Source organism: Amycolatopsis roodepoortensis (assembly GCF_024628825.1).
Classification (GTDB): Bacteria; Actinomycetota; Actinomycetes; order Mycobacteriales; family Pseudonocardiaceae; genus Amycolatopsis; species Amycolatopsis roodepoortensis.
In genome coordinates this window covers 3226670-3241925 of record NZ_CP102415.1, presented here as the reverse complement: position 1 = coordinate 3241925, position 15256 = coordinate 3226670, and the positions used below count along the sequence as shown (strand labels likewise).

The following is a 15256-nucleotide window of genomic DNA, read 5'->3' as shown; positions in this document are numbered from 1 at the left end:
CAGGAGGGCTTAGGCTGATCCGGTGAGCCAGCCGATCCTGTTGACCGTCGACGACGATCCCGCCGTGTCCCGTTCGGTCGCCCGCGACCTGCGCAGACGGTACGGAAAGGACTACCGGATCATCCGGGCCGATTCCGGTGCCGACGCGCTCGAAGCGCTGCGCGAGATCAAGCTGCGCGGCGACGCCGTGGCCGCGATCCTCGCCGACTACCGGATGCCGCAGATGGACGGCATCGTCTTCCTCGAGAAGGCGATGGACCTGTTCCCGAACGCCCGTCGCGCGCTGCTGACCGCCTACGCCGACACCGACGCCGCGATCCAGGCGATCAACGTCGTGGACGTCGACCACTACCTCCTCAAGCCGTGGGACCCGCCGGAGGAGAAGCTCTACCCGGTCGTCGACGCGCTGGTGGAGACGTGGCGCGCGGTGGGGGAGCGGCCGGTCGACGAGATCAAGCTCATCGGCCACCGGTACTCCTCGCCGTCGTTCCACCTGCGCGACTTCCTGGCGCGCAACGCCGTGCCGTACCGCTGGTACTCCGTCGACGACGACGAGGGCCGCCGGATCCTCGAGGCGGCGGACGCGGCGCCGCAGGACATCCCGGTGCTGGTCACCCCGGACGGCACGGTGCTGCGCCAGCCGTCGGGGCCGGAGCTCGCCGACGCCGTCGGCCTGTCCACGCGCCCGGCGCAGGAGTTCTACGACCTGATCGTGATCGGCGGCGGCCCCGCCGGGCTCGGGGCGGCCGTGTACGGCGCGTCGGAGGGCCTGCGCACCGTCATCGTCGAGCGCAAGGCGACCGGCGGACAGGCGGGCACCAGCTCCCGCATCGAGAACTACCTAGGCTTCCCGGACGGCGTTTCCGGCGCGCAGCTCACCGACCGCGCGCGGCGGCAGGCGCTCAAGTTCGGCGCCGAGGTGCTCACCGCCCGCGACGTCGTGGGCCTGGAGGCACGCGGCTCCGCGCGCGTGGTCATGTTCGGTGACGGCACCGAGATCTCGGCGCATTCCGTGGTGCTGGCCAGCGGCGTCACCTACCGGGCGCTGGAGGCTCCGGGCGTCGCCGAGCTCGCCGGCCGCGGCGTGTACTACGGCTCGGCCGCGACGGAAGCGCCCGAGTGCAAGGGCGAGCACGTCTACATCGTCGGCGGCGCGAATTCGGCGGGCCAGGCGGCGGTGTTCTTCTCCAAGCACGCCGCCGACGTCACCATCCTCGTCCGCGGCCAGTCGCTCGAAGCGTCGATGTCGCACTACCTGATCGAGCAGATCGCCGGGATACCGAACATCCACGTCCGCACCCGGACCACGGTGGTCGAGGCGCACGGCGACGATCATCTCGAACGGCTGACCCTGTGCGAGAACGGCGGCGCGAGCGAGACAGTGCCGACCGGGCACCTGTTCATCTTCATCGGCGCCGCCCCGCGCACCGACTGGCTCGGCACGGAGATCCAGCGTGACGACCACGGTTTCGTGCGGACCGGCCCCGATCTGCTCACCGAAGGCAGCCCGCCGCCGGGCTGGCCGCTGGATCGCGACCCGCACTACCTGGAGTCGTCGATCCCGGGCGTGTTCGTGGCCGGTGACGTCCGCGCGGCGTCGGTGAAACGTGTCGCATCGGCCGTCGGCGAAGGCGCCATGGCGGTCACCCTGGTCCACCGGTACTTGGAGGAGCAATGAGCGTTCTGCCCAGGGAGGAACTGCGCGGGCTCTTCCTCTTCGAGCACCTCAGCGAGGAACAGCTCGATTGGATCGACGAGCACGCCGTGCTGGAGCACTACACCGGCGGCGAGACGGTCATCCGCGAGGGTGAACCGGCCACCTGCTTCTATCTCCTGCTTTCGGGCGCGCTGCGGATGACGCGACTCGTCGGCGGCACCGAGGTCGAGACGATCCGATCCGATCAGCGCGGCGCCTACTGCGGCGCGACGCAGTTCTTCGTGCATCAGGAGACCGAACACACCTATGGCGCTTCGGTGCACGCGGTCAGCGACCTCACCTTCCTGACCCTGCCCGCGGCCGACTTCGCGACCGAGTTCCGCCGCTGGTTCCCGATGGCGACGCATCTGCTGGAGGGCATGTACCTCGGCTGGCGCAACAGCGACACCGTGATCGGTTCGCGGCGCAGGCTGCTGGCGCTCGGCGAGCTTTCCGCCGGGCTCACGCACGAACTCAACAACCCGGCGGCCGCCGCCGTCCGCGCGACGGCGGCGCTGCGGGAGCGGGTCGCCGGGATGCGGCACAAGCTCGCGATGCTGGCGAAGAAGAACGTCGACCCGACCTTGCTGGAGCAGTTGCTGGACATCCAGGAACAGCTGGTCAAGCAGGTCGCCTCGGCTCCGAAGCTGACCGCGATGCAGCAGGCCGACCGTGAGGACGAGATCGGTGACTGGTTCGACGGTCACGGGATCGACCAGGGCTGGGACCTCGCCGACATCTACGTCCGCGCGGGCCTCACCGTGCCGGATCTGGACCGGTTGCTCGACTCGGTCGGCGAGACCTTCCTCGACGGCGCCGTCCGCTGGCTGGCGTACGCGCTCGAGACCGAGATGCTGATGGGCGAGATCGAGGATTCGACGACCCGGATCTCGGTGCTGGTCGGTAAGGCCAAGCAGTACTCCCAGATGGACCGCGCGCCACACCAGTGGATCGACGTCCACGAAGGACTCGACTCCACCCTCGTCATGCTCGCCGGGAAGATCGGGCCGGGAATCCGGGTCGTGAAGGAGTACGACCACGCGGTGCCGCGGATCCCGGCGTACGCGGGCGAGCTGAACCAGGTGTGGACGAACATCATCGACAACGCGCTCGGCGCCATGGGGGCCGAGGGCACGCTGACCCTGCGGACGTCCAGAGTGGACGATCACGTGCACGTCGAGATCGGCGACACCGGACCCGGTATCCCGGCGGAGGTGCGGCAGCGGATCTTCGAGCCGTTCTTCACCACGAAGCCGGTGGGGCAGGGGACCGGGCTCGGTCTGGACATCTCCTGGCGGATCGTCGTCGAACGGCATCAGGGCGACCTCCGGGTCGACTCGGCGCCCGGTGCCACGCGGTTCACCGTGTGCCTTCCGGTCTCGGAGCAGTCCGTGATCTGATTTTCCTTCTACCCCAACGTTTCGCCAGAAACCGACGACTTCTTCCGTTCATCGATCGTTCACTTCGAAATGGCTCGCCCGCGCGTCAAAAGAGTCGAACGGGCTGAAAGATCGAGCCCGTGAACGAGGGGGTGGGCCGGTGAAACGCCGTCTGTCGATCGGGTTGGCCGTGGTGCTGCTGCTGGCCGTGGCCGCCGTGATCGTCTGGGGCCCGGACGGTGACGAGAGCACCGCGCAGGGTACGGATCTGACCACGGTGCGCGGGGTCATCGGTTCGGAGAAGCTGGCCTTCTTCTCCGACAAGCGGGTGGCGGACGCGTTCGCCAAGCACGGGCTGAAGGTCGAGGCCGACACCGCCGGCTCGCGGCAGATCGCGAGTATGGACCTCGGGAAGTACGAGTTCGCGTTCCCGTCCTCGTCGCCCGCCGCGCAGCGGATCCAGCGCGACCACAAGGTGACCGGCGTGCACACGCCGTTCCAGTCGCCGATGGCGGTGGCGACCTTCGAGCCGATCGTGAACCTCCTGAGCGCCAACGGGATCGTGCGCAAGGGCGCCGGGGACTACCAGGTGCTCGACATCGCGAAGTACCTCGAACTGGCGCGCAACGGCACGCGCTGGGACCAGCTTCCCGGCAACACCGCGTTCCCGGCCCGCAAGAACGTGCTGGTCACGACCACGGACCCGCGCGAATCGAATTCGGCGGCGATGTACCTGTCGATCGTCTCCTTCGTCGCCAACGGCAACAACGTGGTCAGCACGCCGGAGGCCGAGGCGAAGGTGCTCCCCGCGGTGTCGAAGCTGTTCATCGACCAGGGCTACACGCAGAACAGCACCGAAGGCCCGTTCGAGGACTACCTCGCCGCGGGTATGGGTAAGACGCCGATGGCGCTGATCTACGAGTCGCAGTTCGTCGACCGGCTGGTCCGCGCCGACGGTTCGATCCGGCCGGACATGCGCCTGCTGTACACGGCGCCGACGGTGTACTCGAAGCACACGCTCGTGCCCCTGAAGCCGAACGGCGACCAGGTGGGCAGGCTTCTGGCGACCGACCCGGAACTGGGGAAACTCGCCGCCACCTTCGGCTTCCGCACCGGCGATCCGCGTCTGTTCGCCGACGTCGTCGCCGCGGCCAAGGCGCCGGTGCCCGCGGATCTGGTGGACGCCGTCGAGCCGCCGTCGTTCGAAACGCTGGAGCGGCTGCTCGACGCCGTGAAGAAGCAGTACTGATGGACGATTTCACGCTCACTCCACCCGAACCGGTGGAGGCGATCCCGGCCGAGCGGGCCGCCGGCCTGGTCACCCTCGCGCCGGAGGTCCACGCGGAGGTCGCGAAACGCGCCGAGGATTTCGCCCGTCGCCTCGAAGCGCTCGATGTCCGATCGCCGGAGTTCACCCGCGTCCTGGACGAATTGCTCGCCGTCGGCGAGTCCGACATGCGGGCGGCGGCGACCGTCGCGGGGGCGCTCCTGGATCGCTCGGCGCGGGCACTGGCGGAAATCGGGTCACCTCAGCAGCAGGCGGCGGTGAGCCTGGCCGGGCTCCGGCGGACCGTGGCGGAGATCGACCCGGCGAAACTGCCGCTCACCGGCCGCAAGCTGATGGGGCTGATCCCGGTCGCGGGCAGCGCGAAGAAGGCGCTGGACCGCTACCGAGCGGCCAACGAGCCGGTGAACGCGCTGGTACTGGAGTTGCGGGCACGGCAGGACGTCCTGCGGCGGGACAACGCCGCGCTCAAGGGCGAGCGGGAACGGTTGTGGGCGACGCTCGGCAAACTGTCGGAAGCGGCCGCGTTCGCCGAAGCCGTCGACACGGTGGTCGAACGCCAGGCCGGGATTTTCGACTTCACCGATCCCGCGCGGGCCAAGTCGCTGCGGGCCGACGCGCTGCATCCGATCCGGCAACGGCACCAGGATCTGCTGACCCAGCTCGCGGTCAGCGCGCAGGGCTACCTGGCGCTGGATCTGGTGCGGCGCAACAACGACGAGCTGATCCGCGGGATCGAGCGGGCGGTGTCGACCACGGTCGCGGCGCTGCGGGTCGCGCTGCTGGTGAGCGGGGCGCTCGCCGGTCAGCGCGACGTCCTCGACGAGGTGCAGGCCGTGCAGGCCACCACCGACGGGCTGATCAGGGCCAACGCGGAAATGCTGGAACTGCGCAGCGCCGAGATCCAGCGCGCGGGCAGTGATCCCGCGGTGGCGGTGGAGACGATCCGCGAGTCGTTCGAGCGGATCTACCGGAGCATCGACGCGATCGACGAGTTCAAGGCGGGGGCCGTCTCGACGATGGCGGCGACCGTGGAGGCGCTGTCGGGGGAGATCCGGCGGGCCGAAGACCATCTGCGCCGGTCTCACGAGACGGCGACGGCCGAGGGGGCATCGTGAAACGCTGGGCGGTCTTGGCGGTCAGCGCGGTTTGCGCGCTGTCACTGGTTTCCTGCGATTCGAGCGAAGGCGGGACGCAGAACCTGGGGGCGGCCGAAGCCGGCACGCTGCGGGTGCTCGCGGGCAGCGAACTGGCCGACCTGCAGCCGCTGCTGGAACAGGAGGCGGCCGCGACCGGGGTCAAGGTGAAGTTCCAGTTCACCGGCACCCTGGAGGGCACCGAATCGCTCGCGAACGGCAAGGTGGACGGCCAGTACGACGCCGTCTGGTTCTCGTCGAACCGCTACCCGGCGGCGGTTCCGGATGCGGCGAAACGGCTGGGCGAGCAGGTGAAGATCATGAGCTCGCCGGTGGTGCTCGGTCTGTCCGCGTCGTCGGCGCAGCGGCTCGGCTGGGCCGGCAGGCCGGTGGGCTGGGGCGAGATCGCCGAGCAGGCCGGGAAGAAGGCCTTCACCTACGGCATGACCGATCCGTCGGCGTCGAACTCCGGTTTCTCGGCGCTTGTCGGGGTGGCGTCGGCGCTCGCGGGGGCGGGCAACGCGGTCGACGCGCGGCAGATCGCTTCCGTCACCCCGAAACTGACCGAATTCTTCAGCGCGCAGGCGATGTCCGCGGGCTCGTCCGGCTGGCTTTCCGAGGCCTACCAACGACGCGCGACCGGACAGGATCCCGGCAAGAAGGTCGACGGCCTGATCAACTACGAATCCGTCCTGCTGTCGATGAACGCGAGCGGGAAACTTCCCGAGCCGCTGACGCTGGTGTACCCGTCCGACGGTGTCGTCACCGCGGACTACCCGCTGACGTTGTTGCAGAGCTCGAACTCCGACGCGCGGGACGCGCACCGCAAACTCGCCGAGCGGCTGCGGACACCCGACACCCAGCGCAAGATCATGGAGACCACGCAGCGGCGTCCGGTCGTCCCGGGAGTCCAGCTGGGGCAGCAGTTCGCGCAGAAGGACCTCGTCGAGCTGCCATTCCCGGCGACGCAGCAGGCGGTCGACGCGCTGCTGGGCGCCTACTTCGACAAGATCCGGCGGCCGTCGCGGACGCTGTACGTGCTCGACACCTCCGGTTCCATGTCGGGTGACCGCATCGAGTCGCTGCGCACCGCGCTGATCGGGCTGACCGGCGCCGACGGTTCGCTGACCGGCCGGTACCGCCGGTTCCGCAGCCGGGAAGAGGTCACGATGCTGCCGTTCGACACCGTGCCCGGCACCCCGGAGACGTTCACCGTGCCGGAAGGCGATCCGCAACCGGCGCTGGACAAGATCAAACGGTTCGCCGAAGGCCTCGACGCGAACGGCGGCACGGCGATCTACGACAGCCTTCAACGCGCGTACGACATCATGGGTCCCATGGTCGCGCGTGACCCCGATCGGTTCACCTCGATCGTGCTGATGACCGACGGGCAGAACGCGAACGGCTCCAAGTTCTCGGACTTCCAGCTGAGGTTCCCGTCGTTGCCGGAGGCGGTACGGCAGATCCCGGTGTTCACCGTGATCTTCGGCGAAGGCGACTCCGCCGAACTCGGCGAGGTCGCGAAACGCACCGGCGGCAACGTGTTCGACGCGCGAGGCGACGTGCTGCCCAAGGTGTTCCAGGAAATCCGCGGGTACCAGTGATCCGGTACCTCGGCTCCACGAAGAACCTCGCCGGCTGCGTCGGCGGGCTGATCGGGCTCGCGCTGTACCTGACCGGCGTCGTCGGCGGGCTGTGGCCGCTCGTCGTCGCGGGGCTGTACGCGGTGTTCGCCCTGCTCGCGCCGCCCGAACGGGTCCGGCTGGTCTCGGTGGACGCCGTCGCCGAGGCAGGTCAGTTGCGCGCTGATCTCGACTCGTTGGTGGGCAAGGTGACCGCGCGGGCGCAGCGGATGCCGGAGTCCTCTGTGGACGGTGTACGGCGGATCGCCGAGGTGCTCGAAGACCTGCTTTCCCGGCCGGAGCGATGGGCGGCCAACCCGGACGTCCAGCACGCCGTCACCCGGCTGGCGCGCACCGATCTGCCGCTTTCGGTGGAGACCTACCTGAATCTGCCCTGGTGGTTCGCCGCCAAACGCCGGGCCAGTGGCGAGCCGAGCGCGTCCGAGGAACTCCTCACGCAACTGGAGCTGCTGGAGACCGAAGCGCATCGAATCGCGGAGCGGTTCTACGCGGGCGATGTCCACCAGCAGGCCGATCACACGCGATATCTGCGCGAGCGCGGCGAATCCGGTTGAGCGGTCCCGGTCACCGGTAAGCGAGATCAGGTCTGCCGGTCTTTCTGCATGGGCAAGGCTGTTTTCCCGTGGTGGACTCGGGAAGCCGATCCGGTGGTGGTCGGTTTCCGCCAGTCCCAGGGAGTTCAGACGTGCACAAGTACAGACTCGGGGCGGCCGTCCTGGCCGCTGTGATGGTGTGTCTCGCCGGCGGTGTCCCGGCGAACGCCGAGGAGCGTGGCGAGCACTGCGTCGCCGACGCGGCGGGCGGCGCGATCCGGTGCTACGACAGCTTCGGTGAGTCCATCGCCGCGGCGTCGGGCGGCAAGGTGACCGGCGTGCCGGAGACGGCGGCGAAACCCGGCACCGCCGAGAACGGCCTGATGGCCGCGCGGATCGAAGAGTCCGGCAAGGTCGGGGCGGCCGCCACGGTGATCAGCGTGCTCTACGAACACGGGAACTTCGGTGGTGCGAGCCTCGCCATCCACGGGTCGCCGTGCACGGAGGGGACCGTCCAGTACCTCGACTACCTCGGGAACGACTGGAACGACAAGATCTCCTCCTTCCAGACCTTCAACAACTGCCACATCACGATGTACGCGGACGCCTACCGGCAGGGCGACATCCAGGATTGGTACGCCAACGACAGCGCCAACTACGGGCCGAACATGAACGACCGCGGCAGCTCGGTGCTGTACAAGCGAGGGCCCTCCCGAGCGGAACTGCTCCGGGACTGCGGCCGCGCCACCAAGACCTGCAACGCGCACGTCGACCAGCGCGGCCAGGACTTCTACGGCGACTGGGGCCGGGTCGACACGGTGTTCAACTGCAGCTCCAACAAGATCACCCAGGTGATCGGCAAGCGGGACACGCGCAGCGGGAAGAACACGGTGTCGAACGAGCTCAGCGTGAGCGCGGGCTTCGAGTTCCTCGTCCAGTGGACGGTCGCCTACAAGCGCACGTGGGGCCAGGAATGGGGCTGGGAGACCAGCGAGAGCGTCGAGACCCGGATCGAGGTCAACCCGGGTTACTGGGCGGGCCTGGACCGCTCACCGGTGATGAAGGTGTCCAGCGGCTCCTACGACATGTGGTACGACAAGCGCAAGTGGGGACACCATCAGTGGTACGTCTGGAACTTCAGCGGTGAAGGCCCGGCGCCCGGTGTCGTCGGCCAGACCAGGACCGTCGGCAAGAAGATGACCTCGGCCGAGAAGAAGAAGGTGTGCGGGAACTCGACCGGGCTCGTGCGGGCCAAGGCGGGGACGCAGGCGGAAAGTGCCGCGCTTCCCGCGGCGAAGCCGAAGGCGACCGCGTTGCCCGTCGCGCAAGGGCGGCTGCACAGCTGATCCATGACCCGATGACGGCCCTCGCCACCTCGTGGGCGGGGGCCGTCGCCGGTCAACGGCCGCCGAGTCCGGGCAGGGTCAGCGTGGCCACCGCCGTGGTCACCCAGCCCAGCAGATCGCCGAGCGGGATGGTGGACAGCTTTTCGGGCCATTCGTCCGCCACCGTGTGCAGGACCAGGTGACCGTCGTGCGCCTCGACCGCGGTGAGCCGGATCCCTTGCGGCAGTTCGGGTAGGGGCAGGACGATCGGTTTGAGGCGGGACGGCGGGCCGAACCGGCGGCGTCCGATGTGGACGGCCATCGGCCGGAGGACCACGGCGTCGTCCTCCACAGTGGACTCCAGGGCGAGATGTCCCCAGCGGGGCCGCTTTTCCCAGCGGACGTGGAAATGCCCGTCGTCGCCGGGGGTCACGATGATGCCCGGCCGGACCTCGGCGACACGCGCCTGGAGGACTTCCGGTGCCACCCGGATCGCCATCTTCACCTGCTCCGGGATGGCGGCCGGGGACGGGAGCGAGCGGAGCCGGACGTTCGACGCCAGCACGGTGATGCGTTCGAGCGGCGTCTCGGGCCAGTCGACGTCCTCGACGACGATGCGGACGTCGCCGACCTTGCCGGTCGCGGCCAGGCTGAGGCTGTCGGCCTGGTAGTCGAGCCCCGTCAGGGTGAGCCCGACGTCGTGCCCGTCCACCTTGGCCGTCAGCCGCCGCCCGACCAGCTGTTCGGTGACGGTCTTCAGGATGGCGGCCGGCGTCACGGGCACGCTGGGCAGCAGCGCCCGCCCGGCGGCGGCCAGGCCGAACAGCTCGGGAAGCGGGTTCAGGTCGAACCATCTGCCGTCGCTCATCCGTCCAGTGTCGCCGAACGGGACGCCGATCGCCGCCGCAGGGGGTCAGCGGGCCGCGAAACGGGCGATCACACCCGCCAGGATCACCCAGAACGCCGCGGCCAGACCGTAGTCGAGGATGACCGCGAGATTCGGGTCACTCACCGGGAAGAGTCCCGGCCAGAACAACGCCAGCGGTTTGGCCAGTGCCTGGATGAAGATGAAGAATCCGTTGCCCGCGTTGGCTCCCGCGAGCACCATCACCATGTACAGCAACTCGATGAAAGCGAACAGCGCGCCGATACCGGTGATGACCCGCACGGCGGTGTTGCTCCTGCTGGTGGTTCGCCATCTGGACATACCGGAAAAGTTCCCGGACTCCGCCGCGGCAAACGCTTCAGCGGCCAAGTTGCGCCGATCGGCCGTACCTCGCCCACTGCTTGGAGGCGGCCGGTGACGGAACGCCGCTTTGGTGATATCGATTATCATTACAGTTATGACGCTGGGGAACTGGAACGACAGCTGGGAGCGCCTCATGGTGAGGTACCAGCCAGGGCGGGAGCGGGCGATCGAGCGGATGATCGACCTGGTCGCGTCGCGCTGTGACGGCGGGGTTCCGCGGGTGCTGGACGTGGGTGGCGGCACGGGCACGCTCTGTTCCCGCCTGCTCGAACGCCTTCCCGGGGCGGAGGTGACGCTGGTCGATCTGGACCCGGTGATGCTGGCGATCGCCGGCGCGTCCCTGCCGTCCTCGGTGGAGGTGGTCCGGGCGGATCTGCGTGACCCGGAGTGGGTCACGCGGCTGCCGGATGGCGGCTACGACGCCGTTCTGGCGGTCATGGCGTTGCATTACCTGCCGCCCGGCAGGTTGACCGAGCTGTACACCGAACTCGCCGGGCTCGTGCGGGCGGGCGGATTCGTGGCCACTGTGGACGACATGCCGGACGCCGGCGCGGCGGTGTCCGCGGGTGACGACGTCGGAACTCCTTGGAGTGCTTGGTGGGAGCAGGCCGCGGCGGATCCGGTGCTCGGACCCGCGGTGGTGGAACGGGCCAGGTTGTTCGGCGATGCGCCCTCGGCCGAATGGCATCCGCCCGCCGCGTGGCATCTGCGTGCCCTGGGGGCTTGCCCGGTCGAGGAGCCCGCCGTGGTCTGGCGGGACGGTGTCCAGGCCGCCGTGGTGGCTTTCAGGCCTCGCTGAGTGGCGCGCCGCGCCACTGCCAGCCGGCCCGCGACGGGCGGCCCGGCAGCTCCGTCCGGTCCGTCGCCCACAGCAACGCCGTCCATGGATCGACGCCGGTGACGTCCACCTCCGGGAACATCCGCGCGAGCACCCGCGAACAGACGTCGCGCGGCGGATCGAGAGTGACGCCGAGCCCGCGGGCCATGTCCTCACCGTGGACCAGCACCTCGACACAGCCCATTCCGGCGAATCCTTCGAGGTCGGCGCGGCCGCTCGGGTGATACGCGCGGACGTCCGGGGCCACCGTGCGGAGGGTGGCGCTCAGAAGCCCGCCGCCCACCGTGACGAACTCCAGCATCTCCGCCGGGGTCGCGGCCCGGTCGGCGACGGCTTCGAAGCAGACGAACCGCGGCGTCGACGGCCGCGCGATCAGCAGACCGGCGTAGGAGATGAGGCAGTCGCCGAGGTGCTCGGCGGTGCGCCAGGCGTTCAGTTCGCCGGTGCCCGGCGCCGACGACCAGTCACGGCCCGACGCCTCGCGCAGGCTGTCCGTCATGCTCGCGATCGCCGCGTCGAGGTCGCCGGGGGTGACAGTCATCGTGACCTCAAGTCAAGGGTGTCGGGAACGCGACCGGACCGCGGCGGCCGTTCTTCCCGACCGCGCGCACACCGAAGAACACGTTGTCCTTCGACAGATCCACTTTAGCCTCGGTCCGGTCGCCGACCTTGATCGCGTGCGTCCAGTCGTCCGCCGTCGTCTCCCGCCACACGACCTCGTAACCGGCGAGATCCGGGTCCGTCCCGCGCCGCCACACCAGATCGGTGTCGTTCGTCAGCCGGTCGGTCCGGATCCGCACGTCCTCGGGGGTGCCGGGCGCGGTCGCCAGCGACCAGACCGTGGCGGCGTTGACCCGCGCGACCCTGGCGATGAACGGGAAGTCGCAGAACTCGGGCAGATCGCCGAACTGCTCGCCGTTCTCCACCCGGACGTCCTGGTGCTGGTGCGCGTAGTCCTCGTGCGGTTCGGTGAACCGCGCGGCCGGATAGCCCTGTTCGAGGAACGGGATGTGGTCGCCGCCCCGGAGGTAGCGGTCGCGCCGGTGGATCACCCGGACCGTCATGCCGGTGGCGTCGTTCTCCGCCACCGATCGCACGAACCGGGCCAGCTGGCGGGACGGCGAATCGTTCTCGCCGCCGACCGCGCGCCGGATGTCCGCCTGCGCCGGGGTTTCCGACGTCGGCACCCCTTCGGCGAACAACCGGATCGTGCGCGGGTCCCGCGTGCCGTCGTCCGCCTTGCTCGAACCGACGATGTCGTTGGTGAACATCGCCTGCACGTTCGTGCCCGCCGCCTTGTACAGCGTCGCCATGTGTCGCGCGCCGAACAGGCCTTGTTCCTCGCCCGCGACCGCCGCGAACACGAGGGACGCCGCCGGGCGGCGGGTGGCGAGCACCCGGGCGAGTTCCATCGCGACGGCCACGCCGGAAGCGTCGTCGTCGGCGCCCGGAGCGTCCTTCGTCGCGTCGAGCGGATCCGAACACCGGGAGTCGTAATGGCCCGACACGACGTAGACCCGTTCGGGGGTGGCGGAGCCGCGTAACGTGGCGACGACGTTGGTGATCGTGGTGGCGACCGGGATCCGGGGCGGGGCGGGCTGCTGGAGATAAGACTGCAGTTCGACCGTCATCCGGCCGCCCGACCGCTGCGCGGATTTCGTCAGCTCCGCGAAGATCCAGTCGCGGGCGGCGCCGATCCCGCGGACGGGATCGGTCTGCGAGGACAGCGTGTGCCGGGTCCCGAATCCGGCGAGCCTGCGTACGGTGGCCTCGATGCGACGTTCGTCGATCTCCCGGAGGATCGCCCGGAGTTCGGTGTCGGGGCGTTGCGGGGAGAGGTGTTCGCCCGGGCCTCGAACGTCTGGTTCTTCGGCGCCGGCCGGGACACCGGTGAGGGCGGCCGCCGAGAGCGCCGCCGTGGTGGACAGGAAAACTCGTCTGGACCTTTCCTCAGCCATTCCCCCGTTCCTACGCGCCTTGTGTTCGGGCGTCTAGCGGCGAAAGGGTGAGCCGTCGCGAGGGGGCTATGGCCTGGGAAGCGGTGTCGCGAAAGCCACTTTCGGGACGTCAGACGTCTCGAAAGTGGCTTTCGCGACATGATCGCCAGGGCGGTACGGTACTGTGCCCGGCCGCGGCCGACGTTGCGAAAGCCACTTTCGCAACGGTGAAGGTTGCGAAAGTGGCTTTCGCAACCCCCGGTCTAGGCCGGCACCCGGTAAGGCGCCCCGAAGCCCGAACTTTAGTCCTTTATGGACAGTCGTAATCCCTGTGAAGTCAGAGCTTTCGGGGCCTGACGCGCCACCTAACCCGTCAGGGACTTGATCTCCTCGGCGGCTCGCGACAATTGCTCTCCAGGCTCGATCGTCAAATCGCCGGTCGCGGTCCAGCCGTCGTTTCCCCAGTCGTGCCGAAACCTCTGGAGCGTGACCCGCAGCTGCACGTTGCCGTATCGGTGGGACGCATCGATCTTCAGCTCCCCTTCGAGGGACTCCCAGGTTCGGATTCCGTCCCAGCCACGCCAGTCGTCCGCGTGCCGCTGGAAGAACTCCGCGAGATCGGCGAACCCTGTCGCATAGTGGTGCGAGACCTCGACCGACGCGGAGAGGCCGTGGAGCCGCAGCTCGGCCAGCAGGGACTGTGGCGGCCCGCCGTCGGCGGCCTCGGCCGTCAGCCGCAGATATTCGTGGCCGGAGCCGATCCGTGTCTGGTTCACCGTCGCATCATGGTGTCGCGGATGCGAGTACGACAACCCGGTAAAAACCCGGAAAGTGCTATCCCGGCCGTCCAGGCCGGTCTAAGGTCGAGCCGCATGGAGCCTCTCAGCGGACTCGCCGCGAAGTCCGCGCCGAGCAGAATGAGCTTCTGCACAGCCATTTACCTGACCAGCGTGCTTCTTCCCGGGGCCGTATTGGTGACCGAGCTCCTCGTGTTCTGCGTGCACCTCGTCAGGCGCGGCCAGTCCGACATCGCGTTCATCTTGGACTCGCTGGCCAAGGTCAAGGGTGCCGGCATCGTGGTGCTGATCCTGGTGGCGATCGCGGCCAGCTTCGTGGTCGGCTATCTCGCCAGGGAGGTCGGCTTCAAGCTCACCGCCCTGTCGGAGCGGTTCACCCGGCGCAAAGGGTCGCCTCCGCTCACGGCATCGTGGACCAGGATTCGCGACACCTTCGGTGACGACTTCACCGAGCGTCTCACCGGGCTGCACCCGATCCTGCGGCATCTCGATTCCGGCGAGCAGGGCCGGAACGACGCTCTCGATCGCAGCCTGCCCGCTGGCGGCGGACATCAGGCGAACGCGTCCTTGCACCTGTTCACCTACAGCAAGCTGTGGCTGCGCGGGCGCGCGCCCGCACTGAGCGTCGACAACACCGAGGCGGAGATCAACATCCTGGTGTCGACCATCATGCCCGTGCTCCTTCTCGCCGTCGACGCGACCGTGCTGTCGGGAACGCCGATCGCGATCAAGATCATCGCCGTACCGGGAGCGGTGCTCATCAGTCTCGTGATCATGAACGCCGTGCGGCGCCTGCGCAAGACCGAGCAGGCCGAGGCGCTGCGCAACCTGGCGTTCGACTTCGCCATGCGCGAGGCGGAGGCCAAGTACCCCGACGTGGAACGGCGTGACGAAGAGGAAGCGGCCTAGCGCGAGTAGTGCCTGAGGTCGGGCAACATGCCAGAATCCGTTGGGCCGCAAAGAATGTAGAGCAGCAACCGGGTGTCGGCGTCGGCAAGGTACGCCGCCGCCGCGCGATGGTTGCCATCGAGGAGCACCACCTCGTCGCCGGCCCGGTAACCCGGAAGTGCCAGCTGCACGGGCCTGCCCGAGCGACCGAACTCCCGTCGTAGCGTGGTGATCATGGACGCGCGAGCGCGCGGCCAGGACGCTTCGGTGATCGCGACCTCCGACACCCGCAAGGGGCGGGCGCCTTGGTGGGCGTAGCCGGTGTCGCGTCCGGACTCGTCCGTGTACCACACGGTGCACAGCTCGCCGAGTTCCTTACGGGAGCGGGTGTACCGCTCTTCGACGGTGCACTCGTCATGGACCCGTCGCCAGTCCAGCCGCGCCCTTATACCTCCATCACCGAAGATCAGTGCGAAGGCCGAGGTGTCCATGCACGAGACAGTACCGGCCGGGCCCGGGGTGAGCAGAGCGGCAACGACGGGGGTGGCCG

At 68.9% G+C, this 15256-nt stretch carries 15 protein-coding genes; 9 read left to right on the top strand and 6 right to left on the bottom strand.

All coding sequences use genetic code 11. The features are described 5' to 3' along the window. The first annotated feature begins 22 nt into the window (after positions 1-22). From NQK81_RS15140 to NQK81_RS15110, 7 genes are all read left to right on the top strand, one after another. The gene (locus NQK81_RS15140) at positions 23-1678 is read left to right on the top strand and encodes an NAD(P)/FAD-dependent oxidoreductase (RefSeq protein WP_257488708.1); all 1656 of its coding nucleotides are present in this window, start codon (positions 23-25) and stop codon (positions 1676-1678) included. Beyond that, positions 1675-3096, top strand: a complete 1422-nt coding sequence (locus NQK81_RS15135) for an ATP-binding protein (RefSeq protein ID WP_257488707.1) — start codon at positions 1675-1677, stop codon at positions 3094-3096. The genes NQK81_RS15140 and NQK81_RS15135 overlap by 4 nt, the downstream gene beginning before the upstream one ends. A 139-nt stretch (positions 3097-3235) precedes the next feature. After that, a complete protein-coding gene (locus tag NQK81_RS15130; RefSeq protein ID WP_257488706.1) occupies positions 3236-4324 on the top strand; it encodes a hypothetical protein in 1089 nt (362 codons plus the stop codon). Then, complete coding sequence (locus tag NQK81_RS15125; protein ID WP_257488705.1) at positions 4324-5478, top strand: toxic anion resistance protein; 1155 nt, start codon at positions 4324-4326, stop codon at positions 5476-5478. The genes NQK81_RS15130 and NQK81_RS15125 overlap by 1 nt, the downstream gene beginning before the upstream one ends. After that, positions 5475-7100 carry a vWA domain-containing protein gene (locus tag NQK81_RS15120; RefSeq protein ID WP_257488704.1) on the top strand — a complete coding sequence of 542 codons (1626 nt, stop codon included), beginning with the start codon at positions 5475-5477 and terminating at the stop codon, positions 7098-7100. The genes NQK81_RS15125 and NQK81_RS15120 overlap by 4 nt, the downstream gene beginning before the upstream one ends. After that, positions 7097-7693, top strand: a complete 597-nt coding sequence (locus tag NQK81_RS15115) for a hypothetical protein (RefSeq protein WP_257488703.1) — start codon at positions 7097-7099, stop codon at positions 7691-7693. Before NQK81_RS15120 ends, NQK81_RS15115 begins: the two co-directional genes overlap by 4 nt. A 131-nt stretch (positions 7694-7824) precedes the next feature. Then, on the top strand, positions 7825-9018 hold the full coding sequence (locus NQK81_RS15110) for a hypothetical protein (protein WP_257488702.1): 1194 nt from the start codon (positions 7825-7827) through the stop codon (positions 9016-9018). A 52-nt stretch (positions 9019-9070) separates the two neighbouring features. Here NQK81_RS15110 and NQK81_RS15105 read toward each other — a convergent pair whose 3' ends face one another. Together NQK81_RS15105 and NQK81_RS15100 are read right to left on the bottom strand one after the other, a co-directional pair. Then, positions 9071-9865, bottom strand: a complete 795-nt coding sequence (locus NQK81_RS15105) for an LmeA family phospholipid-binding protein (RefSeq protein ID WP_257488701.1) — start codon at positions 9863-9865, stop codon at positions 9071-9073. 45 nt (positions 9866-9910) lie between these two features. Then, entirely contained in the window at positions 9911-10165 is a 255-nt protein-coding gene (locus tag NQK81_RS15100; protein ID WP_093932065.1) for a hypothetical protein, read from the bottom strand. Between the two features lie 175 nt (positions 10166-10340). Here NQK81_RS15100 and NQK81_RS15095 point away from each other — a divergent pair, with 175 nt between their 5' ends. After that, positions 10341-11045, top strand: coding sequence for a class I SAM-dependent methyltransferase (locus NQK81_RS15095; protein ID WP_257488700.1), 705 nt, complete (start codon positions 10341-10343; stop codon positions 11043-11045). On the opposite strand, the gene NQK81_RS15090 is transcribed toward NQK81_RS15095, so the two are convergent. The 3 genes from NQK81_RS15090 to NQK81_RS15080 all read right to left on the bottom strand — a co-directional run bounded on the left by NQK81_RS15090 (position 11032) and on the right by NQK81_RS15080 (position 13797). Continuing rightward, positions 11032-11625, bottom strand: coding sequence for a maleylpyruvate isomerase mycothiol-dependent enzyme family protein (locus NQK81_RS15090; protein ID WP_257488699.1), 594 nt, complete (start codon positions 11623-11625; stop codon positions 11032-11034). The two genes, NQK81_RS15095 and NQK81_RS15090, sit on opposite strands and share 14 nt — an antisense overlap. 7 nt (positions 11626-11632) lie before the next feature. Further along, on the bottom strand, positions 11633-13042 hold the full coding sequence (locus tag NQK81_RS15085; protein WP_257488697.1) for a M20/M25/M40 family metallo-hydrolase: 1410 nt from the start codon (positions 13040-13042) through the stop codon (positions 11633-11635). A gap of 344 nt (positions 13043-13386) precedes the next feature. Beyond that, the gene (locus NQK81_RS15080; protein ID WP_257488696.1) at positions 13387-13797 is read right to left on the bottom strand and encodes a DUF6228 family protein; all 411 of its coding nucleotides are present in this window, start codon (positions 13795-13797) and stop codon (positions 13387-13389) included. A gap of 96 nt (positions 13798-13893) precedes the next feature. Between NQK81_RS15080 and NQK81_RS15075 the strand changes: the two genes are divergently transcribed. Further along, the gene (locus NQK81_RS15075) at positions 13894-14727 is read left to right on the top strand and encodes a hypothetical protein (RefSeq protein ID WP_257488695.1); all 834 of its coding nucleotides are present in this window, start codon (positions 13894-13896) and stop codon (positions 14725-14727) included. Here the strand turns inward: NQK81_RS15075 and NQK81_RS15070 are convergent. Further along, positions 14724-15197, bottom strand: a complete 474-nt coding sequence (locus tag NQK81_RS15070) for a hypothetical protein (RefSeq protein ID WP_257488694.1) — start codon at positions 15195-15197, stop codon at positions 14724-14726. The genes NQK81_RS15075 and NQK81_RS15070 overlap by 4 nt on opposite strands. Positions 15198-15256 lie beyond the last annotated feature (59 nt).